At 68.1% G+C, this 24,499-nt stretch carries 20 protein-coding genes; 11 read left to right on the top strand and 9 right to left on the bottom strand.

What is annotated here, in order from left to right:
- Positions 1-8 precede the first annotated feature (8 nt).
- Complete coding sequence (gene bioA, locus OTERR_RS08760; protein ID WP_149425506.1) at positions 9-1,424, bottom strand: adenosylmethionine--8-amino-7-oxononanoate transaminase; 1,416 nt, start codon at positions 1,422-1,424, stop codon at positions 9-11.
- Positions 1,425-1,608: 184 nt separating this feature from the next.
- Here bioA and OTERR_RS08755 point away from each other — a divergent pair, with 184 nt between their 5' ends.
- The gene (locus OTERR_RS08755; protein ID WP_187775201.1) at positions 1,609-3,105 is read left to right on the top strand and encodes a methyl-accepting chemotaxis protein; all 1,497 of its coding nucleotides are present in this window, start codon (positions 1,609-1,611) and stop codon (positions 3,103-3,105) included.
- Between the two features lie 147 nt (positions 3,106-3,252).
- On the opposite strand, the gene OTERR_RS08750 is transcribed toward OTERR_RS08755, so the two are convergent.
- Together OTERR_RS08750 and OTERR_RS08745 are read right to left on the bottom strand one after the other, a co-directional pair.
- Complete coding sequence (locus OTERR_RS08750; RefSeq protein WP_149425504.1) at positions 3,253-4,428, bottom strand: DUF2863 family protein; 1,176 nt, start codon at positions 4,426-4,428, stop codon at positions 3,253-3,255.
- A 140-nt stretch (positions 4,429-4,568) separates the two neighbouring features.
- Positions 4,569-6,686 carry a site-specific recombinase gene (locus tag OTERR_RS08745; RefSeq protein ID WP_246154087.1) on the bottom strand — a complete coding sequence of 706 codons (2,118 nt, stop codon included), beginning with the start codon at positions 6,684-6,686 and terminating at the stop codon, positions 4,569-4,571.
- Positions 6,687-6,776: 90 nt separating this feature from the next.
- On the opposite strand from OTERR_RS08745, the gene yaaA reads away from it, so the two are divergent.
- From yaaA to OTERR_RS08730, 3 genes are all read left to right on the top strand, one after another.
- Positions 6,777-7,559 (top strand): peroxide stress protein YaaA, encoded by a 783-nt coding sequence (yaaA, locus tag OTERR_RS08740; protein ID WP_149425503.1) that lies wholly within the window; start codon positions 6,777-6,779, stop codon positions 7,557-7,559.
- Positions 7,560-7,676: 117 nt separating this feature from the next.
- Positions 7,677-8,063, top strand: a complete 387-nt coding sequence (locus tag OTERR_RS08735) for a VOC family protein (RefSeq protein WP_149425502.1) — start codon at positions 7,677-7,679, stop codon at positions 8,061-8,063.
- 39 nt (positions 8,064-8,102) lie between these two features.
- On the top strand, positions 8,103-8,480 hold the full coding sequence (locus OTERR_RS08730; protein ID WP_149425501.1) for a VOC family protein: 378 nt from the start codon (positions 8,103-8,105) through the stop codon (positions 8,478-8,480).
- Between the two features lie 15 nt (positions 8,481-8,495).
- On the opposite strand, the gene OTERR_RS08725 is transcribed toward OTERR_RS08730, so the two are convergent.
- Complete coding sequence (locus tag OTERR_RS08725) at positions 8,496-9,515, bottom strand: LysR family transcriptional regulator (RefSeq protein WP_149425500.1); 1,020 nt, start codon at positions 9,513-9,515, stop codon at positions 8,496-8,498.
- A 237-nt stretch (positions 9,516-9,752) separates the two neighbouring features.
- On the opposite strand from OTERR_RS08725, the gene OTERR_RS08720 reads away from it, so the two are divergent.
- The 4 genes from OTERR_RS08720 (at position 9,753) to OTERR_RS08705 (ending at position 16,947) form a co-directional block, all read left to right on the top strand.
- On the top strand, positions 9,753-10,700 hold the full coding sequence (locus OTERR_RS08720) for an alpha/beta hydrolase (protein ID WP_246154084.1): 948 nt from the start codon (positions 9,753-9,755) through the stop codon (positions 10,698-10,700).
- Positions 10,701-10,844: 144 nt separating this feature from the next.
- Positions 10,845-12,089 carry an efflux RND transporter periplasmic adaptor subunit gene (locus OTERR_RS08715; RefSeq protein WP_149425499.1) on the top strand — a complete coding sequence of 415 codons (1,245 nt, stop codon included), beginning with the start codon at positions 10,845-10,847 and terminating at the stop codon, positions 12,087-12,089.
- Positions 12,090-12,109: 20 nt separating this feature from the next.
- Positions 12,110-15,325 (top strand): efflux RND transporter permease subunit, encoded by a 3,216-nt coding sequence (locus tag OTERR_RS08710; RefSeq protein ID WP_149425498.1) that lies wholly within the window; start codon positions 12,110-12,112, stop codon positions 15,323-15,325.
- A gap of 20 nt (positions 15,326-15,345) precedes the next feature.
- Positions 15,346-16,947 carry an efflux transporter outer membrane subunit gene (locus OTERR_RS08705; protein WP_149425497.1) on the top strand — a complete coding sequence of 534 codons (1,602 nt, stop codon included), beginning with the start codon at positions 15,346-15,348 and terminating at the stop codon, positions 16,945-16,947.
- A 372-nt stretch (positions 16,948-17,319) separates the two neighbouring features.
- Here OTERR_RS08705 and OTERR_RS08700 read toward each other — a convergent pair whose 3' ends face one another.
- The 3 genes from OTERR_RS08700 to OTERR_RS16645 form a co-directional block, all read right to left on the bottom strand.
- The gene (locus OTERR_RS08700) at positions 17,320-17,964 is read right to left on the bottom strand and encodes a MarC family protein (RefSeq protein ID WP_149425496.1); all 645 of its coding nucleotides are present in this window, start codon (positions 17,962-17,964) and stop codon (positions 17,320-17,322) included.
- 90 nt (positions 17,965-18,054) lie between these two features.
- Positions 18,055-18,495, bottom strand: a complete 441-nt coding sequence (locus OTERR_RS08695; RefSeq protein WP_149425495.1) for a YchJ family protein — start codon at positions 18,493-18,495, stop codon at positions 18,055-18,057.
- Between the two features lie 67 nt (positions 18,496-18,562).
- Positions 18,563-20,296, bottom strand: a complete 1,734-nt coding sequence (locus tag OTERR_RS16645) for an FAD-dependent oxidoreductase (RefSeq protein ID WP_187775200.1) — start codon at positions 20,294-20,296, stop codon at positions 18,563-18,565.
- A gap of 226 nt (positions 20,297-20,522) precedes the next feature.
- On the opposite strand from OTERR_RS16645, the gene OTERR_RS08685 reads away from it, so the two are divergent.
- Positions 20,523-21,371: a 3-hydroxybutyryl-CoA dehydrogenase gene (locus OTERR_RS08685; protein ID WP_149425494.1), complete on the top strand. Its 849-nt coding sequence runs from the start codon at positions 20,523-20,525 to the stop codon at positions 21,369-21,371.
- Positions 21,372-21,473: 102 nt separating this feature from the next.
- On the opposite strand, the gene thpR is transcribed toward OTERR_RS08685, so the two are convergent.
- Complete coding sequence (gene thpR, locus OTERR_RS08680) at positions 21,474-22,058, bottom strand: RNA 2',3'-cyclic phosphodiesterase (RefSeq protein ID WP_149425493.1); 585 nt, start codon at positions 22,056-22,058, stop codon at positions 21,474-21,476.
- Between the two features lie 117 nt (positions 22,059-22,175).
- On the opposite strand from thpR, the gene OTERR_RS08675 reads away from it, so the two are divergent.
- Together OTERR_RS08675 and OTERR_RS08670 are read left to right on the top strand one after the other, a co-directional pair.
- On the top strand, positions 22,176-22,958 hold the full coding sequence (locus tag OTERR_RS08675; RefSeq protein ID WP_149425492.1) for a slipin family protein: 783 nt from the start codon (positions 22,176-22,178) through the stop codon (positions 22,956-22,958).
- Between the two features lie 13 nt (positions 22,959-22,971).
- A complete protein-coding gene (locus tag OTERR_RS08670; RefSeq protein ID WP_149425491.1) occupies positions 22,972-23,250 on the top strand; it encodes a type II toxin-antitoxin system HicA family toxin in 279 nt (92 codons plus the stop codon).
- Between the two features lie 48 nt (positions 23,251-23,298).
- Here OTERR_RS08670 and dinB read toward each other — a convergent pair whose 3' ends face one another.
- A complete protein-coding gene (dinB, locus tag OTERR_RS08665; RefSeq protein WP_149425490.1) occupies positions 23,299-24,471 on the bottom strand; it encodes a DNA polymerase IV in 1,173 nt (390 codons plus the stop codon).
- Positions 24,472-24,499 lie beyond the last annotated feature (28 nt).

Here is a 24,499-nt window from a genome sequence, read left to right as displayed (position 1 = left end):
GCAGTGATTCAGGCGGCGAAGACGGGGGAAGCGGTGGTTTCGGACGGGGCGGCATCGCCGGCAGCCAGGGCCGCATCCAGGGCCTGGAGCGCCCGTTCGGCGAGGAAGGCCAGGTCGGCCTCGGTGGCGATGTAGGGGGGCATGAAGTACAGGGTGTTGCCCAGGGGCCGCAGCAGCACTTCCCGGGCCAGGGCCTCGCGGTAGAAGCGGCGGCCGAAGCTCGGGTCGGCGGCGTCGACGTCGGCGGCCCAGATCATGCCGCGCTGGCGGAAGTGGCGCACCCGGGGGTGCTCGGCCAAGGGCCGCAGCAGTTCGCTGAAGGCGGCGGCGGTGGCCCGGTTGGCGGCGATCACGTCGTCGCCGGCGAAGATGTCCAGGGTGGCCAGGGCCGCCCGGCAGGCCAGGGGGTTGCCGGTGTAGGAGTGGGAATGGAGAAAGCCTCGGGCCAGCCGCTCGTCGAGAAACGCCTGGTAGATGGCGTCGCTGCTCAACACCACCGACAGGGGCAGGTAGCCGGCGGTGATGCCTTTCGACAGGCAGAGAAAGTCGGGGCGGATCGGCACGCCATCGACCACCGCCTGCTCGTGGGCGAAGAAGGTGCCGGTGCGGCCGAAGCCCACGGCGATCTCATCGCAGATCAGATGAACCCCGTAGCGGTCGCACAGGGCGCGGGCCTGCACCAGGTACTCCGGGTCGTGCATGGCCATGCCGCCGGCGCATTGGATGAGGGGCTCGACGATCAGGGCGGCGATGTGCTCGTGCTCTTCGGCCAACAGGGCCTCCAGCCCCCGGGCGGCGCGGCGGGCCACGTCGGCGGCGGATTCGCCGTCCTGGGCGAGGCGGGCGTCCGGGCTGGGCACCACGTAGGCCGGATGGGTCAGGGGGCCGTAGGCGTCCTTGAACAGGGCCACGTCGGTGACCGCCAGGGCGCCCACGGTCTCGCCGTGGTAGCTGCCGGCGACGCAGACGTAGCGTCGCTTGGCCGGGTGCCCGGTGTTCTGCCAGTAGTGGTAGGACATCTTCAGGGCGATCTCGGTGGCCGAGGCACCGTCAGAGGCATAGAAGGCGTGGCCCAGGGCGCCGCCGGTGAGGGCGGAAAGGCGCTCCGACAGCTCCACTACCGGCTCGTGGGTGAAGCCTGCCAGGATGACGTGTTCAAGCTTGTCGAGTTGGTCGCGCAGTGCCGCGTTGATGCGCGGGTTGCCGTGGCCGAACAGGTTTACCCACCAGGAACTGATGCCGTCGAGAAAGCGCCGGCCCGAATCGTCGTACAGCCATAGCCCCTGGCCGCGCACGATGGGAATCAGGGGCAGGGCATTGGCGCCGGACTCCAGATGGTGGCGCATCTGGGTACAGGGGTGCCAGACGGCAGCCAGGCTGCGGTCGAGCAGGGAGGCGGAGGCAGGAAGGGGGGCGTTGGGCATGGGACAAGCGGAAAGCTGGGGTTGCGGCAGACTGCCATCCCGCCAAAAAGATGTCGGGATATTGCAGATTCTGGCAAAGGCCGACATTCTACCGCCTGCACTTCCGGACGAGTCGTCCGGAAAAACCGCAAAAGCTAGAGCAGCGCAGCCGGAAACCCCCGGTGCGCAAGGGGAGAGACGGGTAATGAAGAATCTGAAACTGGGCTGGAAACTGACGATCCTGGTGGCCTTGGCGGCCTTGGGCATCGTGGTCAGCATTGTCATGGGCCTGGTCCAGCTGCGGGACAACCTGCTCGAGGACCGCAAGCTGAAAACCCGCCACGTGGTGGAAACGGTCCATGGCGTGGTCGCCCATTTCCACGCGCTGCAAACCAGCGGCGCGTTGAGTGAGGACGAGGCAAAGGCCGCCGCTATCGCCGCGGTGCGCCGCCTGCGCTATGCCGGCGACGAGTATTTCTTCCTCAACGATTACGCCGCCGCTTCGGTGATGCACCCGATCAAACCGGAGCTGGAAGGCAAGAACCTTTCCGATGCCAAGGATGCCAACGGCGTTCACCTGTTCCGCGTGATGTCGGACGTGGCCAAGACCAAGGGCGACGGTTTTGTCGGCTACGTCTGGCCCAAGCCGGGCAGCGACGTGCCGGTGGAAAAGATTTCCTACGTGAAGGCCTTCCCCGCCTGGGGCTGGGTAGTGGGTTCCGGCATCTACATCGACGACGTGGACAAGGTCTTCCGCGAGAATGCCCTGAGCCAGGGAGGCGTGGCCGCGATCGTGTTGTTGCTGCTGGTGGCGCTCTCCTGGTGGGTGGTGCGCGGCATCCTGGCGCCGGTGAAACAGGTGCAGAGCGTGCTGGAAGCCCTGGCCGAAGGCGACATGACGGTGCATGCCCAGGCCGACGGCCGGGACGAGATTGCCCAGATGCTGCGTTCCGCCGACAAGATGATCAACCGCAACAAGGCCGCCATGCTGGAGGTGCGCGCCAGTGCCGAGGCCCTGGCGACGGCTTCCGACCAGGTCAGCACCACCTCCCATTCCCTGTCCCAGGCCGCTTCCGAGCAGGCCGCCAGCGTGGACGAGACCACCGCCGCGGTGGAGCAGATGGCCGGCAGCATCGAGCAGAACAAAGACAATGCCCGGGCTACCGAAACCATTGCCGTGCGCGCCGCCGAGGATGCGGGCGCCGGCGGCCAAGCAGTGCGGGCCACGGTCGAAGCCATGCAGAACATCGCCGACAAGATCGGCATCGTGGACGAGATCGCCTACCAGACCAACCTGCTGGCCCTGAATGCCGCTATCGAGGCAGCCCGGGCCGGCGATGCCGGCCGCGGCTTTGCCGTGGTGGCCAGCGAGGTGCGCAAGCTGGCCGAGCGTTCCCAGAAGGCCGCCCAGGAAATCGGCGAACTGGCCGGCAGCAGCGTCGCCCTGGCGGAAAAGGCCGGGGGCCTGTTCGGCCAGATGCAGCCGAACATCGAAAAGACCGCGGCCCTGGTTAAGGAGATCGTCCTGGCATCGGAAGAGCAGGCCACCGGTGCCGGCCAGATTTCCACCGCCATCTCCCAGGTCAGCCAGGCCACCCAACACAACGCCAGCGCCTCGGAAGAACTGTCGGCCACAGCCCAGGAACTGCACGGCCAGGCGGTCAAGCTGCGCGAGACGATCGGGTTCTTCAAACTCGATTAAGCGCGCCGCCGCTGTTCTGGACAACCAAACGGAGCCGACTCCTTGGAGTCGGCCCCGTTATTTTCGGGTGGAGCTACTGAGACAGTCGGCCAAGAAAAAGCCCTGCCGAATTGTCCGGCAGGGCTGTTGCGCAGTGGTGTGGCGGACTTAGTGCAGCATCCCCGGCGCCTCATGGGAGGGTTGTTCCGGCATTTCGGCGTGGACCAGTTCGCCTTCCTTGTTGGGGTAGAGGGGCGTGCCGCAGTCGTCGCAGAATTCCATGGGGAAGCGGTGGTCGTGGATGGTGATGTCCTGGAAACCGGCTTCGCGCAGGATGGCCTCGATTTCCGGCACCAGTTCGCTGTTGTCGTCCTCGGTGCCGAGCAGGGGCCAGACCACGCCGTAGTAGATGTCGTCGGAATCGCGGGGACCGAGGCCGATGCGGTATTCCTCCAGGCGTTGGTCGTGGAAGGGGCCGATCACCGCCTTCATGGCGGCGGTGTCGAGGCCCACCGTGGTTTGCAGGAAGGCGATGGCGGCGCGCAGGGAGTAGGTGCGCGATGCCTGATCGGCCTGCTGGCAGGCAGCATGGTAGGCGTCCGGCAGCAGCATTTCGAAGGCGCAGCCGGGCAGCAGGCCTTCCACCGTGGGGGTTGCCTGGATGGACCATTGGGCCAGGGCCTTGTCCCGATCGCCGTCGCGCTCGTTCCAGCGGAACAGGGCTTCACCCTTGGGCACGGCCACGGCGGCCAGCAGGTAGCGGGTGTCGGAGAGGAAACGGTTGGTTTCCGGCAGGTCCTTGGGCTTGAGCTTGAAATCGCGGCCGGTCAGGGCGCGTACCCCCAGCTCGCAGGTGAGGCGGAAGGTGTCGCAGAAGCTGCGTGGCAGCTGGTCCGGCGAAAAGAGGAAGTCGGCCAGGGCGACCCGGGCGTTCTTGGCCAGAATATGGCCTGACAGCTGGGCCTTGAGGGCCGCCATGACGTCGGCCGACAGGGAAGGTGAAGCGATCGAGAAGCGGGACCAGGCCAGTACCGGGCAGGCCACCAGCAGCACGTCCCAGGATTTGCCGTCGTGATCGAGCCGGGTGCTCTCGGCGCGGGCCTCGACCATGTCCGCCAGCTCGTCGTGAGCCGGGCCGTCGGCTTCGAACAGCAGATCCAGGGCAGCGGTCAGGTCGGCCTCGTTGTCCTCGCGCAGCAACTCGTCCACCGCCGCGGCCAGCCGCGGTTCCCAGTAGGCGTCCTCCAGCTTGCAGCCGGAGCGGGACAGACCGGTAGCCAGCCAGGTGAGTTCAGCGGCCTCCCGGGGGAGGTGGGGGCGGGCGGGGGAACGGGGTTTTCTCATGACGTGGGGAGCGCTGGCGTGGCCCGGAGAACCCGGGCCGCGTGAAATGTATCGGGCATCGATTCTACCAGACCCGGCCCCCGGCCCCGACTCGGCAAGGCGGCCGGGGCCGGGAAAGGGGCGGATTGTCGGACGGATTGTCAGCCCTGGGGGCTTTTGTCGGCCGGAGTTGCCTGGGGTGTTGCATCGTCCGTCGCGTCGGCGGCCAGGCCCGGTTCCTGCGGGGCCGACATGGCCGCCACCGGGCGTGGCGGCAGGAAGAACTCCCGGGGGTGGCTCCACAGCCGGCGCAGCACGCTGCGGCCGAGCTGGCGGCCTTGGGCGAAGGTCACGCCCCGGGCGCGCAGGGCGACGAACAGGGCCAGGGTAAAGCTCACCAGCAGGTTGGTCAGGCCGATCAGGGCCACCCCCAGCACCGCCGGCAGCCAGATGCCCGGCGGCACGCCGAAGTCCAGGGCCACTGTGGCGAAGCCCAGGTTGGCCGAGGAGAAGGCGATGTGGCGGATGTCGATGGGCAGGCCGAACAGCACGCCGATGGCCCATACACCGCCGAGCATGAAGCCGAAGAAGAAGTTGCCGGCCAGGGCCCCCAGGTTGTCTTCCACGTAGCGGGCCACCCGGCGCATGCGCGCCTCGCCGAACAGGGTCTGGGGCCACTTCAGGCGCAGGATGCGCTCCGGGATGCGGTTGTAGGCGCACAGGTTGTCGTAGTAGCCGGCGAGCAAGCCAGAAAGAAACAGGCAGACGCCGGCGATGGCGGCGTAGATGATCGCGCCGCTGTGCCAGGGATGGACCTCTTCGAGCATGTGCAGGGCTTTTTCCGGCCCGGCGAAATGCTCGCCGCTGACGAGCTTGACCAGGAGCGCCAGGATGAAGGCCATGGGGATCGCCAGCCCCACGTTACCGAGGATGGCGGCGATCTGGCTGCGGATGGTGCGGGCGATCAGGGTGGCCAGGTTCTCCAGGTCGCGCACCTTGCCGCTGGCCTCGCCGATGGAGGCGGCGATGGCATTGGCGGTCATGGCCGGCTGCTTGGTGGCCACGGTGAAGTGCAGCATGTGGATCAGCACGAAGCCCAGGCCGTAGTTGAGGCAGAAGGCCAGGGCCTCGTTGAGGGGGGCAAAGTGCTGCTTGGACAGGATGATCTTGAGCGCCGCCATGAAGGCGACGATGAAGCCCGCTCCCAGGGCCGAGCGCAGCAGGGCGAAGTACTCGGGCCGGCTCTCGGTGATGTAGTGCTCGCCGGTGTGGCCGGCGTTCTCGGTGACCCGCAGGGCCAGCAACTCCACGTTCTGGCGCAGGTAGTGGCGCAGGTTGTTCTTGCGGCATTCGGCCCGGATCAGGGCCACCATCAGCACGGCGATGCGCGGCAGCAGGTGGGGCAGCTGACTGGCGGTGTCCTTGTCGTCGTGCAGCGCCGAAAGAATATCCACCAGGGTCTCGGCGCGACGCAGATTCTGTTTGAGACGCTGCAACTGAAAGGTCAGGGACAGGCTGGTGCCGGCCCGGGCTGCCCGGCTGCGGATGCGCTCGGCCACGTCGCGACACTGGCCAAGCAGCACCAGCAGGTGTTTTTCGTCGAGCTTGTCGTTACTCGGGTCGGCCCACCAGGCTTCGTATTTGTCCAGGTAGGCGAGCATTTCCACGTTCTGGGCCAGAAACGGCGAGGCGAACTTCTCCAGGGCCGGCTCCAGGCGCAGCACCTCCGGCTCCAGACCGATGGCGGAAATACGGTAGGAGAGTACGCGCAGGGCTTCCAGCACCTGGTTGAGCGGATAGGGCAGAGGGCCACTCTGGTCTGCCGCCAACTCGTCGAAGCGCAGGGCGTGGAGCAGGTCGGTCCAGGTTTCCACCCCCACTTCCAGCACCCACAACTGGTCGCTGGCCTTGTGGAAGAGGGTGGCCACCACGTCGCGCAGGGTGGTCAGGTCCACCACGTCGGGCAGGATGGTGCGCGACAGGCGCCGGCTCGATTCGGTGAAGAAGCCGGTGTTGGGGAACACCCCGGTATCGACGTACAACGATACCTGGCGGCGCCCGGTCAGCAGCCCCCACAGCGCCTGGCGCAGGGCGGCGCGCTGTTCGGGGTGCTGGCCGAGCTGGAAGCACAGGGCCTGGATGGCCTGGCGGGCGGACTCACCGTCGTGGGCGCGCTTGGGCCGGATGCGCTCGACCATTGCGGTGAGCAGTTCCACCGGGTCGTCGCCGTTTTCGACGAGGGGGGCGAGGCGTTGCAGCAGATCTTCCATGGTTTCCATGGGCTTGTTCTTTTCCTGTGACTATTTGTCGAATACGGGTGCTTTTTACCGTGCCATAATTTTTCGACGATTTTTGTAAAGGATTGTGCCGTGCATTTTGTGATTTCGCCTGCCAAGAGCCTGGATTTCGAGACTCCCGCTCCGACCGAAAGCGCCACCCAACCGCGCTTCCTCGACTGTTCCGCGGCCCTCATCGATACCCTGCGGCCCCTGTCGCCGGCGGATCTGGCCAAGCTGATGGATCTTTCCGACCCCCTGGCCGTGCTCAACGTCACCCGCTACGCCGACTGGCGCCCCGAACACACCCCGGGCAGCGCCAAGCAGGCGGTGCTGGCCTTCAACGGCGACGTCTATGAAGGGCTCGACGCCGCCAGCCTGTCACCCGCCGACCTGGCCTACGCCCAGGATCACTTGCGCATCCTTTCCGGCCTCTACGGCGTGCTGCGCCCTCTCGACCTGATCCGCCCCTATCGCCTGGAAATGGGCACCAAGCTGGCCAATGACGCAGGCAAGGATCTCTACGCCTTTTGGGGCGAAACCCTGACCGATAGCCTCAACGCCGAGCTGGCCCAGGCACCGGCCGATAGCGCCGTGTTGGTGAACCTAGCCTCCGAAGAGTACTTCAAGGCGGTCAAGCCCAAGAAACTGGCAGTACCGGTGGTGGATTGCGTGTTCGAGGACTGGAAGGGCGGTAAGTACAAAATCATCAGCTTTTATGCCAAGCGCGCCCGGGGGCTGATGGCCCGCTACGCCATCACCAACCGCATTGACCGGCCCGAAGGGCTGAAGGGGTTCGATCTCGAAGGCTACGGTTTCGACCCCGACGCCTCCGAGGCCCGCCGCCTGGTCTTCCGCCGCCGGTTGGAAGGCTGACTGCCGCACGCGAGGGAGGCATCGCCGTGGCGGCAAGCGATTGACGTGCTAGGGTGAAACCTGACGCCGGCCGAAGCCCGGTGGGCGGCCCATCACAACACGAGCGAGGAGCTTGCCATGATCGATCACACCGGCCTGGTCGCCAGCGATTTCGCCAAGAGCATGGCCTTTTACGAGCAGGCCCTGGGCGCCATCGGCTACAAGCTGCTCATGGAGCTTTCCGTCGCGGTCACCGGGCATACCGACGTGGCGGGCTTTGGCGAGCCGCCCAAGCCCGACTTCTGGGTCAGCCGGGGCTCGCCCAATCAGCCGCCCCTCCACGTAGCCTTCCGTGTCGCCAACCGGGCGCTGGTCGACGCCTTTTATGCGGCCACCCTGGCGGCTGGCGGGCGCGACAATGGGGCCCCGGGGCTGCGCCCCCATTACCATCCCGATTACTACGGCGCTTTCGTCCTCGATCCGGACGGGCACAACATCGAAGCGGTCTGTCACGAGCCGGCCTGAGGGCCGGCGTCCTTGCTGTCCAAACGAAAGGAATATGTCATGGGCAATCCGGTTGGCTGGTTCGAAATCTACGTGCAGGACATGGCCCGGGCCAAGGCCTTTTACGAAACCATTTTCGGCGTGCAGTTGACCAAACTGGCGGATACCGAGTTCGAGATGTACGCCTTCGCCATGAATTCGGAAGGTTATGGCGCGTCCGGCGCCCTGATCCGTATTCCCGGCTACCCGCCGGCGGGCGCCGTGACCAACAGCGTGCTGGTCTATTTTCATTGCATCGATTGCGCCGTGGAAGCGTCCCGGGTCGTCCAGGCCGGCGGACGCATCGAGTCCCCCAAGAAGGCTATCGGCCCCTACGGTCACATCGCCCTGGTGGTGGACAGCGAAGGCAACACCATCGGCCTGCACTCCATGCAGTAAGCCCGGGGGGCCGGGTCAGAAGATGCACTCGGCCCGGTTGTGCTGCTCGATCACCGTGCGCAGGGTGTGAGGCTCGGGCGTGCTGGGCGAGACAAAGGTGCACACCTGCGGGTCGTACTCCTCGTCACGGCCGCTCAGCAGCGGACAACTGGAGAACAGTTCCGCCACCCAGTCCACGAACGCCCGCACCTTGGGCGACAGGTGCCGGTTCTGCAGGTACACCACCGAGATCGGCATGGGGCTTGGCTTCCACTCGGGCAGCACCTCCACCAGTTCCCCTGACTCCAGGTAGGGCAGGACCATGAAGCGGGCCGGCTGGATCAGGCCGAAGCCCTTCAGCGCACAGGTCACGTAGGCCTCGGAATCGTTCACCGAAATGCGGCCGTGTACCTTCACCTCGGTGCTCTTGCCCTCCACCACGTAGTCCCAGTCGATGGTCCGCCCGGTGCGGGTCGAGAAGTAATGCACCGCCTGGTGGTTCTGCAGATCCGCCAGGGTTTTGGGCGTGCCGAACCGCTCCAGATAGGACGGCGCGGCGCAGGTGACGCTCTGGAAGCTGCCGATGCGCCGCGCCACCAGGGACGAATCCTGCAACTCGCCGACCCGGATCACGCAATCCACCTGCTCCTGCACCAGATCCACGGGCCGGTCGCCCATGCCCAGGGCGATTTCGATGTCCGGATAGAGGCTGTTGAATTCGCACAGACGGGGAATCAGGATCAGCCGGCCGATGGAGGCCGGTACGTCCAGGCGCAGCCGGCCCCGGGGCACTCGGGCCACGTCGCGGAAGGCGGCCTCGGTTTCCTCCACCTCGGCCAGGATGCGGGCGCAACGCTCGTAATAGGCGGCCCCGTCCGGGGTCAGGCTGACCTTGCGCGTGGTGCGGTTGAGCAGGCGCACCTGGAGCATGGCCTCCAGGTTCTGGATGGTGGTGGTCACCGTCGCCCGGGGCAGGCCCAGGCTCTCGGCGGCGCGGGTGAAGCTGCTGGTGTCCACCACCCGGGTGAAGACCTGCATGGCTTGAAAGCGGTCCATTGGGGTGTCCTGATCCTTGTGTGAGCTTGGGTGAGCGTGAGGGCGTGTTCGCCAGCCGTGCTTGTCCCGGTGGGGCAGGGGAGCGGGGTAGAGCGAATTCCGGTGAATTCGATTGTTTGTTGGTTGTGAATAGTGTTGTCGTAAATCGACGATTTATCCGAATAACTTTAACACCGAGAATGCGCCCACTCCAACATTCCCAACGCATGGCCGGATCGCTCCGGCCGGCTTACCCCCATGGAAACCCTTTTAGCGTCGGTAGCACCAGCATCGACCCCCGACGACACCATCGACGGTAGCGGCGCGGCGGCAGGCCGTCCCGCCTCCATCGCTTCCGGAATGGTGGATGGCGCTAGCAGCCGGCGGCTGCAGATCGAGGATCTGCACATCGACGGCCACGCCGGCCCGCTGCCTCTGCGTCTCTACCGCCCCGTCGGCGCCACGGCCTTGCCCGTGGTGCTGTACTTCCACGGCGGCGGTTTCGTCGCTGGCAGCCTCGACGACGCTGACGGCGTCGCCCGCTACCTGACGCAAGCCGTGCCGGCCCTGGTGGTATCGGTGGGCTACTCCCTGGCGCCGGACTGGCCGTTTCCCGCTGCGCCGGAAGATGCCCATGCTGCCGCCTGCTGGGCTGCGGCCCAGGCTCACCGCTACGGCGGCGATGCCGACCGGCTGGCCGTGGCCGGGGACGACGCCGGGGGAAATCTGGCCGCCTGCCTGGTCCTGATGGCCCGGGATCGGCACGGCCCGGCGATTGCCGCCCAGGTGCTGGTGGGGCCCATGCTCGATCCGAGCATGACCCTGCTCGGCGATGCGGTCCGGCTCAATTCCGACCTGGATGAGGCCACCTGCGCCGCCTGCTACCGCCAGTATCTGCCTCATACCCAACTGCGCCTGCACCCCTATGCCTCGCCCCTGGAGTCGCGCCGCCTGGGCGGCCTGCCGCCGGCCTTGATCGCCACGGCCGAGTGCGACGTGCTGCACAAGGAGGCGGAAAAGTACGCCGCCGCCCTGATCGCCGTGGGCGTGCCGATCCAGGTGGTGCGCTACCCGGGGGTGCAGCACGGCCACCTGCGCGACCACCTTCCGGCCCTGGCTGAAACCGCCGATTTCCTGCGTCGCCGCCTGGCTCCTGCACCCCGGGATGCGGCGCCATCGCCCTGTTGCCCCGAACGCAGCGGTTGACCTTCCGATAGGGGCAAGGCCGAGTCTGTCGTGCCTGTGCCCCCGCCGACCTCTTACGCACCCCCCTGTTTTCCGCCACCCGGCGCCGCCTTGCACGGCCCGGGAGCGCCCCTGTCACCCCAAAATTCTTGAACGGAGCATTCCATGACCCGACGCTTCTCCCTCACGGCCACCCGCCTGGCGGTGGCCGCGGCCCTTACCGGCACTGCCGCCCTGGGCTGCCTGGGCCTGTTCTACGTCCACCCCAACGCCGCCCTGGCCGCGGCCGCACCGCCGCCGCCCAGCGTCGACGTGGCCGAGGTGGCCAACCGTTCGGTCACCGACTGGCAAGCCTATTCCGGCCGCCTCGAAGCGGTGGACCGGGTCGAGGTCCGCCCCCAGGTGTCCGGCACCGTCACCGCCGTTCATTTCAAGGACGGCAGCCTGGTCAAGAAAGGGGACGTGCTGTTCACCATCGATCCGCGCCCCTACGCCGCCGAGGTGGCCCGGGCCCAGGCCCAGCTTGCTGCCGCCGAGGCCCGGGTGGCCTACACCGGCGCCGATGTGGCCCGGGGCGAGCGGCTGCTGGCCGACAACGCCATCGCCCGGCGCGACTTCGAGGAGAAGCAGAACGCCGACCGGGAGGCCCGGGCCAACCTGCAAGCGGCCAAGGCCGCCCTCAAGGTGGCCGAGCTCAACCTCGAATACACCCGCATCACCGCCCCGATCGCCGGGCGCATGTCCCGGGCCGAGGTGACCGTGGGCAACGTGGTGGCCCCGGGCACGGCCAACGCCCCCCTGACCACCCTGATGTCGGCCAACCAGATGTACGCCGCCTTCGACGTGGACGAGCAGAGCTACCTCAAGTACGTGGCCGCCGCCCGGGGCGCCGCCGGCAGCGCCCTGCCGGTGTTCCTCGGCCTGGCGGACGAGGACGGCTATACGCGTCCGGGGCGCATCGCCTCGGTGGACAACCGGCTCGACACCACCTCGGGAACGATCCGGGTGCGCGCCCTGTTCGATAACGCCGACGGCCGCCTGCTGCCCGGCCTCTACGCCCGGGTGCGCCTGGGCGGCGGCCAGCCCCGGGAGGCCCTGCTGATCGACGAGAAGGCGGTGGGCACCGACCAGGACAAGCGCTTCGTGCTGGTGGTGGATGAGGGCAACCGCACTGCCTACCGGCAAGTGCGCCTCGGCGCCGTCCAGGACGGCCTGCGGGTGGTGGAAGCCGGCCTCAAGCCGGGGGAGCGCATCGTGGTCAACGGCTTGCAGCGGGTGCGCCCCGGTGACGCGGTGACGCCTCAGGCGGTGGCCATGGGCGCCGCCAAGGCTCCTGCCGACCCGGCCGCCGCCGAAGCCGCCAAGACGGCACAGTCCGCCAAGGCCGCCGCCGCCGATAACAACACCTGATCCCCTGCGGGGGGAGTGCCATGAACATATCCAAATTCTTCATCGACCGGCCCATCTTCGCCGGCGTGCTGTCGGTCCTGATCCTGCTGGCCGGGGTGCTGGCGGTGTTCCAGCTGCCCATTTCCGAGTACCCGGAAGTGGTGCCGCCCTCGGTGGTGGTGCGCGCCCAGTACCCGGGCGCCAACCCCAAGGTGATCGCCGAGACCGTCGCCGCGCCCCTGGAGGAATCCATCAACGGCGTGGAAAACATGCTGTACATGCAGTCCCAGGCCAACAGCGACGGCAACCTGACGGTGACCGTGTACTTCAAGCTCGGCATCGACCCGGACAAGGCCCAGCAACTGGTGCAGAACCGGGTCTCCCAGGCCCTGCCGCGGCTGCCGGAGGACGTGCAGCGCCTGGGCGTGACCACGGTGAAAAGCTCGCCGACCCTGACCCTGGTGGTCCACCTGATCTCGCCGGACGACCGCTACGACGCCACCTACCTGCGCAACTACGCGGTGCTCAACATCAAGGACCGCCTGGCCCGGCTCAACGGGGTGGGCGAGGTCTCGATCTGGGGCGCCGGCAACTACGCCATGCGGGTTTGGCTCGATCCCCAGAAGGTGGCCCAGCGCGGCCTCACCGCCAGCGAGGTGGTGCGCGCCATCCGCGAGCAGAACGTGCAGGTGGCCGCCGGGGTGATCGGTGCCTCGCCCACGGTGGGCGACGTGCCCCTGCAGTTCTCGGTGAACGCCCAGGGCCGCTTGCAGACGGAGGAAGAGTTCCGCGACATCGTGCTCAAGACCGCCCCCGACGGCGGCGTCACCCGTCTGGCCGACGTAGCCCGGGTGGAGCTGGACGCGGCCGAATACGGCCTGCGCTCCCTGCTCAACAACAAGCCGGCCATCGGCATGGGCATCATGCAGTCCCCCGGCGCCAACGCCCTGGACGTGTCGTCCCAGGTGCGCGCGGCCATGGCCGACCTGGCCAAGGACTTCCCCGCCTCGGTGGAATACCGCATCGAGTACGACCCGACCCAGTTCGTCCGGGCCAGCATCAAGGCCGTGGTGCATACGCTGCTGGAGGCCATCGCCCTGGTGGTGCTGGTGGTCATCGTCTTCCTGCAGACCTGGCGCGCCTCGATCATTCCGCTGCTGGCGGTGCCGGTATCCATCGTCGGCACCTTCTCCCTGATGCTCGGTTTCGGCTATTCGATCAATGCCCTGTCCCTGTTCGGCATGGTGCTGGCCATCGGCATCGTCGTCGATGACGCCATCGTCGTGGTCGAGAACGTGGAGCGCAACATCGAGGCCGGCCTGACGCCGCGGGATGCCACCTACCGGGCCATGCGTGAGGTTTCCGGCCCCATCATCGCCATCGCTCTGACCCTGGTGGCGGTGTTCGTGCCCCTGGCCTTCATGACCGGCCTCACCGGCCAGTTCTACAAGCAGTTCGCCATGACCATCGCCATCTCCACGGTGATCTCGGCGTTCAACTCCCTGACCCTGTCCCCGGCCCTGGCGGCCATGCTGCTCAAGGGCCACGGCAGCGCGCCGGATTGGCTGACGCGGCAGATGAACCGCTACCTGGGCCGTTTCTTCGCCGCCTTCAACCGTTTCTTCGGCCGGGCATCGGACAACTACGGCCGGGGCGTCACCGGCGTCATTTCGCGCAAGGCCTCGGCCATGGGCGTCTATGCGGTGCTGCTGGGCCTCACCGTGGGTATTTCCTACCTGGTGCCCGGCGGCTTCGTGCCCGCCCAGGACAAGCAGTACCTGATCGGCTTCGCCCAGCTGCCCAACGGCGCCTCCCTGGACCGCACCGAGGCGGTGATCCGCAAGATGGGCGAAATCGCCCTGGAACAGCCCGGGGTGGAAAGCGCCATCGCCTTCCCGGGCCTGTCCATCAACGGCTTCACCAACAGCTCCAGCGCCGGCATCGTCTTCGCCACCTTGAAACCCTTCGACGAGCGGCGCGGCAAGGCGCTGTCGGCGGACGCCATCGCCGGCGCCCTCAACCAGAAGTACAGCGCCCTGCAAGAAGCCTTCGTGGCGGTCTTTCCGCCGCCGCCGGTGATGGGTCTGGGCACCCTGGGCGGTTTCAAGTTGCAGATCGAGGACCGGGGCGCCCTGGGCTACGCCGAGCTGGACAAGGCGGCCAAGGCCTTCATGGCGGGAGCGGCCAAGGCACCGGAGCTGGGCCCCATGTTCTCCAGCTACCAGATCAACGTGCCGCAGCTGGACGTGGACCTGGATCGGGTCAAGGCCAAGCAGCAGGGCGTCTCGGTGACCGACGTGTTCGACACCATGCAGATCTACCTGGGCTCGCTCTACGTGAACGACTTCAACCGCTTCGGCCGCGTCTACCAGGTGCGGGCCCAGGCCGATGCGCCGTTCCGCGCCCGGCCCGAGGACATCCTGCAACTCAAGACCCGCAACCGGGACGGGGAGATGGTGCCCCTGTCGTCCCTGGTCAAGGTCAAGCCTGGGTTCGGCCCGGAGATGGTGGTGCGTTACAACGGCTTCACCGCCGCCGACATCAACGGCGGCCCGGCCCCCGGCTTCTCCTCGGCCCAGGCCGAGGCGGCGGCGGAGCGGGTGGCGGCGGAAACCCTGCCCCGGGGCGTCAAGTTCGAATGGACCGACCTGACCTACCAGAAGATCCTGGCGGGCAACGCCGGCATCTGGGTCTTTCCCATCAGCCTGCTGCTGGTGTTCCTGGTGCTGGCCGCCCAGTACGAGAGCCTGACCCTGCCTCTGGCGGTGATCATGATCGTGCCCATGAGCATCCTGGCGGCCCTTACCGGTGTCTGGCTCACCGGCGGCGACAACAACATCTTCACCCAGATCGGCCTGATGGTGCTGGTGGGGCTGGCCTGCAAGAACGCCATCCTCATCGTCGAGTTCGCCCGGGAGCTGGAGATGCAGGGCAGCACGCCGTTGCAGGCGGCCATCGACGCCAGCCGGCTGCGGCTGCGCCCGATCCTGATGACCTCCATCGCCTTCGTCATGGGCGTGGTGCCCCTGGTCACCTCCAGCGGCGCCGGTGCCGAGATGCGCCATGCCATGGGCGTGGCCGTGTTCTTCGGCATGCTCGGCGTCACCTTCTTCGGCCTCTTCCTCACCCCGGCCTTCTATGTGCTGCTGCGCACCCTGGACAAGCGCCACAAGCTCCATTCCGCCGCGCCCCACGAAGCACCGCTCACCGCCCACTCGGCCCACGCGCCCCAGGTGGCCCACGACGCGAGCCACTGAACGGAACAGGACCCTTCATCATGACCAAACGTTTCAACTCCTCCCGGGGGCTGCCGCTGCTGCTCGCCAGCCTGCTGGTGCTGGCCGGCTGCTCCCTGGCGCCGACCTATGAGCGCCCCCTGCTCGACACTCCGGCGGCCTTCAAGGAAGCCCAAGAGGCTGTCGGCGACGACAGCCCGTGGAAGCCCGCTCAACCCGCCGAGGCCCAGCCCCGGGGCGATTGGTGGACGATCTTCGCCGACGACACCCTCAACGCCCTGGAGAACCAGGCCCTGGCCGCCAACCAGGACCTGAAGGCGGCCGCCGCCCGCCTGGCCCAGGCCCGGGCCCTGGAGCAGAACGCCCGCTCCGGCCTGTTCCCCCAGGTCGGCGTCGGCTTCGGGCCGACGCGCCAGCGCCCATCCCCGGCCTCCCAAGGGCTGGCGGCGGATGCGGACACCACGCCCAGCACCCTGTGGCGCGCCCAGGGCACCGTGGCCTACGAGGCCGACCTGTTTGGCCGGGTGCGCTCCGGGGCCGATGCCGCCGGAGCCGACGCCCTGCAACAGCGGGCCCTGTTCCAATCGGTGCTGCTGGCCTTGCAGGCGGACGTGGCCCAGGCCTACTTTCTCGTCCGCGAGCTGGATGCCACGGCGGCCCTCTACAGCGAGACGGTGGAACTGCGCGGCCAGACCCTGCGCCTCTTCCAGCGCCGCTTCGACGAGGGCGACATCAGCGAGCTGGACCTGGCCCGGGCCCGCACCGAGCTGGCGGCGGCCCAGTCCGAAGCCCTCGGCGTGGCACGCCAGCGCGCCGTGGCCGAGCACGCCCTGGCGATTCTGCTGGGGCAGGCGCCTGCCGCCTTTTCACTGCCGCCCCAGCCCCTGGCGCGCCTGACCGTGCGCATCCCCGCCGGCCTGCCCTCGGCCCTGCTGGAACGGCGCCCGGACATCGCCGCCGCCGAGTACGCCATGGCCGCCGCCAACGCCCGCATCGGCGCGGCCCGGGCCGCCTACTTCCCGCGCCTCAACCTGACTGGCGCCTTCGGCTACGGATCCGCCGACCTGGGCGACCTGTTCAAGTGGAGCAGCCGCAGCTTCCTGCTCGGCCCCCTGGTGGGCACGGCGCTCAGCCTGCCGCTGCTGGACGGCGGCGCCCGCCGCGCCGGGGTGGATTTTGCCAACGCCAAGCACGAGGAAGAGGTGGCCAACTACCGCCAGGCGGTGCTCAAGGCCTTCAAGGAGGTGGAGGACAACCTGGCCGGCCTGCGCCTGCTCGACGCCCAGAACCAGGCCCAGGACGACGCGGTGAGCGCCGCTCGCCGCGCCGCCCGGCTCTCCCACATCCAGTACCGGGAAGGCTCGGTGAGCTACCTGAGCGTGATCGACGCCGACCGCAGCGTGCTGCAACAGCAGCGCGTCGCCGTCAGCCTGGACGGCGAGCGGGCCCGAGCCACGGTGGGGTTGATCCGCGCCTTGGGCGGGAGTTGGGGCGAGGCTGCGGCGCCGGTGGCCGGTGTGTCCGAGCCGGTGGCCCCGGTGGGCCAGGCCGCTGCCTCGGCTGGTGTGGCGCCTTCCGCCGTGTCATCCGCCACGGCCCAGGCTGGTGTGGCCGCCGGCCCCGTGGCCACGGCGGCGAAGTAGGGCGGGGAGGCAAGGCAAGCCCTTCGCCGCCCCCACGTACCTGCCGGCACCGCTGCCGTTGCGCGGGCGGTGCCGTCCTTGCCGCCGGAGAGGAATCAGCGTTCCCGTCCGGCGGCTTTTTTATGCATGCCCCGGAAAGGCGCGTGGATAAAGGCGCTCGGCGATGCTGGTTTGAAACCCCGCGCCCCTATTGGTTTTCCGCGATGCCCGTCTGGAGATCGGCCACTGGCGCGGGGATGCGGAGGACGGGGTAACGCGCGCGACTCGGACTGGCCGCCATTCCACCACCATCCCGCTGCCATTTCACCGTGCGGAGGCGGCCTGCGGCAGCGGCGAACGGTGCAGACAAGGGGCGCGACCGGAGCACCCGGCTTAGCCGGGCGTCAGCACCGGGAACAGACTGCGCAGCCCGGTGGCCATCATCTCCACCGCCATGGTGGCGAGGATGAAGCCCCCCACCCGGGCCACCAGGTCCAGGGTCGCCTGGCGGATTTCCCGCTCGGCCCGGCAGGCCAGGTGAAAGCTCACCCAGCACGACAATCCCACCATGACGATGGGCAGGATCACGTGGATCAGGTCCAGGTAGCTGTGCCAGGCGCTGTTGGCCATGACATAGCTGAACGCCGCCGGCCCGGCCAGCAAGGGCACCGCCAGGGGAATGATCGACGCTTTGCCTCGGGGCACTGCCGGCGTTCCGTCCGCCGCCGGGGGCGAGCCCTTGAAGCTGGTTTCCTTGCCCAGCACCATGGCGATCGCCAGCAACAGCACGATGATCCCGCCCCCCACCTGCATCGCTCCCAGCGACACCCCGAGCAGCCCCAGTAGCGGCATGCCGAGAAAGGTGGCCACCAGCAGCGCCACCGTCACGCTCACCCCGATGGTCCGGGCAAAACGCACCTTGCCCGGGGCGTCCAGCCCCTCGGCGGAGGCCAGAAAGACCGGAATCATCGTCACCGGTCCGACCAGGGCGAACAAGGTGACGGCTTTCTTGAGGGTGAGGGCGGCGATGAGGAGCATGGGCAAGCTTTCGTGGAGGGACGGTGCTGGCGGTAGCCGAGCCGTGCGCCATCCTATCCGGATTGAGCAGTGGCGTGGCCTGGGCTGGGGTTAGCCCAGATCGCCATCCACATAAAACCACCGTCCATCCTCCCGTACGAACCGGCTCGTTTCCACCAGCCGGTGCGCCCGTCCCCCCACCTTGTAGCGGGCGACGAAGGCCACCTCGGCCGTATCGCCGGCGGGCGTATGGCGCTTGACCTCCAGCCCCAGCCAGTGGGCTGGGGGGTCGTCGGCCAGGCCCAGGGCGGAGGGGCGGGTGGTGGGGTGCCAGGTGGCGACCAGGTAGGGTTCCAGGCCCAGGACGTAGGCGCTGTAGCGGGAGCGCATCAGGGCTTCGGCGGTGGGGGCGGGGGGCGCCTCGGCGAAGGGGGCGGCGTGGTAGGGGGCGCAGCAGGCAGCGTAGGGGCGGCCCGTGCCGCAGGGGCAGGGGTCTTGGGGTTGCTGCGGGGTGCCGTGGGTGGCGGCCTTGTCGGGCTTGGTGCGGGTCATGAGGCTGAATCTGGAGCTTGGTTGCGGGCCGGTTTGGGGCCGAGGTGTGGCGGATTTTGGGCCGGATTTACGGATTCGGCGACGCAAGCAGCGTGGCCTGATCCGCCAGGTGCTCGCCCGCCAGCAAGGCGGCCAATTCTTCAGGCAGGAGCACCCGATAGGGCAGGGGGTTGAGGCGGCGGCGGTTGAGGCGCAGCACTTCCTTGTCCCGGCTGACCAGCCACAGGGCGCCGGCCCGGGCGGCCAGTTCGACGAACTTCTGGTCGTCCTTGTCGCGGCAGCGGGGCAGGCCGCTGGCGGTATCCGGATCGGCCGGGGCGATCAGTTCCACCCGGGCGGCGTAGGCGGCGTGGAGGGCGGCCTGTTCGTCGGGGCCCAGGGCGAATTCGGGGTAGGCGAGCACCCGGGCCAACTCGTCCAGGGTGGTGGCATCGGCGCAGGGGCGCAGGGCGCCGCTGTCGATGGCTTCGGCCAGAGGGGCGATGGACGGCCCCCGGGGTGGCTTGTTCTGGGCCAGGGCGCGGGGGCGGTAATAGAAGAGGTCGAGCACCGCGTTGGTGTCGAGCACGATCCGGCGTGGCGTGGGGTCCGTGCGGGAGGGATGGGCTGCCGGACTGCTGGAGGCATCGTCGATTGGGCCGCTCCAGGTTTCGGCCGGATCGGCGCCCAGCCCCAGCCGTTCACAGGCCAGTTCGGCCAGGGCCAGGCAGGAGGTGAGGCCCGGGGATTCGATGCCGTAGAGGTGGAGCAGCCCGGGGATACCGTGGGTCTCCGGCCCTTGCAGGCAGAAGTCGGCGGTGGGCTGGCCCGGGCCACTGATCTTGGGGCGTACGCCGGAATAGGCCGGGGCCAGGGCGTGGTCGGGCAGCTCGGGCCAGTAGCGGCGCACCTCGCCGTAAAAGCGCTCGGCCCGGGCGGGATCGACCCGGTAGTCGAAGGTGGCGGGATCGGCGTCCACGCCTTGGTCGGGCAGCCATTCCACGTCCGGGCCGAAGCGGGCCTGGCCGCCCAGGTCCAGGGTCAGGTGCACCCCCAGGCCGCCGGGTTCGGGCACCGGGTAGATCAGCCGGGAAAAGGGCGCCCGGCCCGCCAGGCTGTAGTAGTTGCCCTTGGCGAAATGCACCGGGGGCAGGTGCGCGGCGGCGTAGCCGGCGAGGCGGGAAGCCACCCGGGGGGCGTACAAGCCGGCGGCGTTGATGATCAGACGCGGGGCCAGTTCCATGGCGTCGCCGCCCTGGCCCACGGTGAGGCGCAGACCGTCGGGGGCGACCCGCCCCTCGATCACCGGGCTGCCCAGGGCAAGGCTGGCGCCGTGGTGTTCGGCGTCGCCGAGCAGGGCCAGCATCAGGCCGTGGCTGTCGATGATGCCGGTGGAGGGGGAGAGCAGGGCGCCGTGGCAGTGCAGCGCCGGTTCCAGGGCCTGGGCCTCGGCGGCATTGAGCTGGCGCAGATCATCTACGCCGTTGGCGGCGGCCTTGGCGCGGATGGCTTCCAGTTCCCCCACCTGGGCGGCGCTGGTGGCGACGATCAGCTTGCCGCAGCGCTGGTGTGCCACGCCGTAGTCGGCGCAGAAGCGGTAGAGGCGTTGCCGGCCCGCGACGCACAGGCGGGCCTTGAGGGAGCCGGCCGGGTAGTAGAGCCCGGCGTGGATGACTTCGCTGTTGCGGCTGGAGGTTTCCTGGCCGATGGCCGTGCGGGCCTCGACCACCACCGTTTCGATGCCGCGCCGGGCCAGGGCCCGGGCACAGGCCAGGCCGACCACGCCGGCCCCGATGACTACCGCGCCGACGGATTCGGCCATTTCACATCCTTGTTGGGAGAAAACCTGGCCATTTTAGGGGGGCTTGCCCACGGTGGGCGAGGAGGAACGTCGATTTCGCCGCGAGCTGCGGATTGGCGGTGGGCCGTGACCATGACGTGTGGCTCAAGTTGGCGGTGGCGCCGCGGGACGGTATGATGCACCGCTCCCATACGTCTGCGTATGGAACAAGACTCCGCTTGCACCACTGACTACAAGGAGAGTAGGGATGTCCCAGCAAAAAATCGGCGTCGTCGGCGCCGGCACCATGGGTAACGGCATCGCCCAGGCGTTCGCCGTGGCCGGATTCGACGTGATCCTCACCGATGTCGCCCAGGCCGCGCTCGACCGCGCCGTGGCCACCATTTCCGGCAGCCTGGACCGCCTGATCAAGAAGGAAAAGATGACCGAGGCGCAGAAGGCTGCCGCCCTGGCCAAGATTTCCACGTCCACCGACACCCAGGCCCTGGCCGTTGCCGACCTGGTGATCGAAGCCGCCACCGAGAACCTGGAACTGAAGACCAAGATCTTCAAGCAACTCGACGGCCTGATGAAGGCGGACGCCATCCTGGCCTCCAACACTTCCTCCATCTCCATCACCAAGCTCGCCGCCGCCACCGGCCGCGCCGACCGGGTGATCGGCATGCACTTCTTCAACCCGGTGCCGATGATGGCTCTGGTCGAAGTGATCCGCGGTCTGCAGACCTCCGACGCCACCTACGCCACCGTGGAAGCCATCTCCAAGGCCGTAGGCAAGACCCCCGTGCAGGTCAAGAACAGCCCGGGTTTCGTGGTCAATCGCCTGCTCTGCCCGATGATCAACGAAGCCATCTTCGCCCTGGGCGAAGGTCTGGCCGAAGCTGCCGCCATCGACGAAGCGATGAAGCTCGGCTGCAACCACCCCATCGGCCCCCTGGCCCTGTGCGACATGATCGGCCTGGACGTGGAACTGGCGGTGATGCAGGTGCTGTTCGAAGGCACCAAGGACCCGAAGTACCGCCCGGCTCCGCTGCTGGTGGAAATGGTCGAAGCCGGCTACCTGGGCCGCAAGACCGGCAAGGGGTTCTACACCTACTAAGTCGCTCGACCACTCGCGTCGCGAAAAAGGCAGCCGGGAGCGATCCCGCGCTGCCTTTTTTGTTGGGTGGCCTTGCCCCACAGTCGCGCGGTGCCTTACGCCTTACGTATCGCTGGCCAGTGCGGTGGCCGGATAGCGTTCCAGCACCGTGTAAGGCGATTCCTGGCCCGGGCGGCTTTCTACCAGCACGTAGTCGCGGACCTGCCAGCGCAGGGGCAGGGGAGGAATAGCCGGCACCAGCCTGCCGGCTCGGCGGGCTAGGGTGACGTGGGGGTGGAAGTCGGCGCTGTCGGTGGGCAGGCCCAGGTCGGCCAGGCGTTTTCCCAGGGCGGCGTGAAGGGCTGCCAGGCCTGGCGCCACCGCATCCGTGGCGAGCACGGCGATACCGTGGCGCCAGAGATCCGTCCGCTCCAGCCCGAAGGCAAAAGGTGAGAAGGGGGTTTTCAGGCCGTGGCGGATTTCCGCCAGGCGCCCACGCGGCACGTGGCCGATGTAGTGCAGGGTCAGGTGCAGGGTGTCGGGCCGCATCAGCCGGGTGCCGGCCGCCGCGCTCCAGGCGTCCCGCTGCCGTACCAGGGCCCGGCGCACGCCTGCATCGGGCCAGAGGGCGAGGAACAGCCGCGCCTCCTCACCGCCGGCGGGCGGATGCGCAGGTGGGCGAGGGGGCGGAAGGAGGGGCGTGCTCACCTTGCCAGTGTAGCGCCGTCAGCGCCCGAAGCACCCCGGGACAGCGCCGGCCGGGAACTGCCGCGCCAGCGCCATGGCCCAAGCAAGAGGGAACGGCTTGGTGCGAAGGAGAGGCTCATGCCCTGGGAATCCGGAATATCCGGTGCCATCTTCGGCGGCTACGGCGTCGTCGTGGTGCTGCTGGTGGTGCTGGCGTTTGCATCGATCCGCATCTTCCGCGAGTACGAGCGGGGCGTGGTGTTCACCCTGGGCCGTTTCTGGAAGGTGAAGGGGCCGGGGCTGGTGATCATCGTCCCGGCCATCCAGCAGGTGGTGCGGGTCGATCTGCGCACCATTGTGCTGGAGGTGCCGACCCAGGACGTGATTTCCCGGGACAACGTGTCGGTCAAGGTCAGTGCCGTGGTCTATCTGCGCGTGATCGATGCGGCCAAGGCCATCATCCAGGTGGAGGATTACCTCAACGCCACCAGCCAGCTGGCCCAGACCATGTTGCGTTCGGTGCTCGGCAAGCACCAGTTGGACGACATGCTGGCGGAGCGGGAGCGGCTCAATCAGGACATCCAGTTGGCCCTCGATGCCCAGACCGACACCTGGGGCATCAAAGTGTCCAATGTCGAGATCAAGCAGGTGGATCTGACCGAATCGATGATCCGTGCCATCGCCCGCCAAGCGGAGGCGGAGCGGGAGCGGCGCGCCAAGGTCATTCATGCCGAGGGCGAGTTGCAGGCCGCTGAAAAACTTTTCCAGGCGGCCAGGATTCTTGCCCAGGAGCCTCAGGCGATCCAGTTGCGCTACCTGGAAACCCTGACGGTGATCGGCGCCGACAAGAACACCACGGTGATCTTTCCCCTGCCGATGGATCTGGTGAACGCTTTTCTCGAACGACCACGCCACCCCTGAACTGGAGCGAGTCATGAGCCACAAGCATTTGCCCCTGCTGCGCACCATTTTTCATGACCCGCCCAGTGCCAACATCCATTGGCGCGAGGTCGAATCCCTGCTGCGCCACCTGGGGGCCGAGATCGAGCCTAGCCATGGTGCCCGCTTCAAGGTGGTGCTCAACCAGAGCGAGGGATTCATCCACCACCCCCACAACAGCACCACCTGCAGCCGCCAGGACATCAAACAGTTGCGCGAAATCCTCACCCACGCCGGGATCACCCTAGCGGCCTACGAGGAAAGCGGCGGCTGATCCCGGCATGGGAGTGAGCGTTGCTGCTCCGGTACAGCAGCGCTGGGCTCACGCGGGGGTGTCGGCATCCAGGCCGACGAACAGGTCGCCCTGGCGCTCCCGGGGCGGTTGAGCCAGTTCGGCCAAGGGGGTCAGTGTGCCGACCCGCACACCGAGCAGGCGCAGCCGCTGGTCCAGGGGCACGCGCTTCAGGCACTCCCCCGCCGCCCGGCGGATTGCGGCCAGATCGGCCACCGGTGCCGGCAGGGTGATGTCCCGGGTGACGGTCTGGAAATCTGCGTAGCGCAGCTTGATGCCGATGGTGCGTCCGGCGTAGCCCTTGCGCTGCAGGTCGGCGGCCACCCGCTGGCACAGGCTGGTAAAGATTTCGGACAGCGCTGCCCGGTCCTGGCGGGCGTGCAGGTCGCGCTCGAAAGTGGTTTCGCGGCTGATCGAACGGGGCACCGAATCGGTGGACAGCTCCCGGTCGTCGATGCCGTTGGCGGCGGCATGAAGCCAGGCGCCGCTGCTGCGGCCGAAGTGGGCGACGAGAAAATCCACCGGCGCCTGGGCCAGTTCGCCGATGGTGTGGATGCCCAGGGCCGTCAGCTTTTCCGTGGCTTTGGGGCCGATCCCGTTGATCTTGCGCGCCGGCAGGGGCCAGATGCGCCGGGGCATGTCGCTGTGGTCGAGCAGGGTCAGGCCGTCGGGCTTGTCCAGGTCGGAGCAGATTTTGGCCAGCAGCTTGTTCGGCGTGATGCCGATGGAGCAGGTCAGGCCGGTAGCGGCGAATACCGCGTTCTTGATGCGCCGGGCCAGGGGCTCGCTGTCGCCGGGCACGTCGGTGAGGTCGATGTAGATCTCGTCGATGCCGCGATCTTCGATTTTCGGCGCGATTTCGGCTACCGCCGCCTTGAAGCGTCGGGAAGTGGCGCGGTAGGCCTCGAAATCCGCCGGCAGCAGGATGGCGTCCGGCGCCAGCTGGGCCGATTTCATCAGCCCCATGGCGGAAAAAACCCCCAAAGCCCGGGCCTCGTAGGTTGAGGTAGTGACCACCCCGCGGCCCACGTAGTCGCGCAGCCGGGCGTAGCGCCGGGTGCCGTCGGGCTGCGTCACCGGGGCGTCCACGCTGCGTCCACCCACCACCACCGGCTGGCCGCGCAGATCCGGGTAGCGGAGCAGTTCGACGGAAGCGAAGAACGCATCCATGTCGAGATGGGCGATGCGGCGGGGACGGCTCATGGCGGGGTGAAACGGGAGCGAAGCGGAG

It is taken from the genome of Oryzomicrobium terrae (genome assembly GCF_008274805.1).
Classification (GTDB): Bacteria; Pseudomonadota; Gammaproteobacteria; order Burkholderiales; family Rhodocyclaceae; genus Oryzomicrobium; species Oryzomicrobium terrae.
This window is presented reverse-complemented; position numbering and strand designations above follow the sequence as displayed.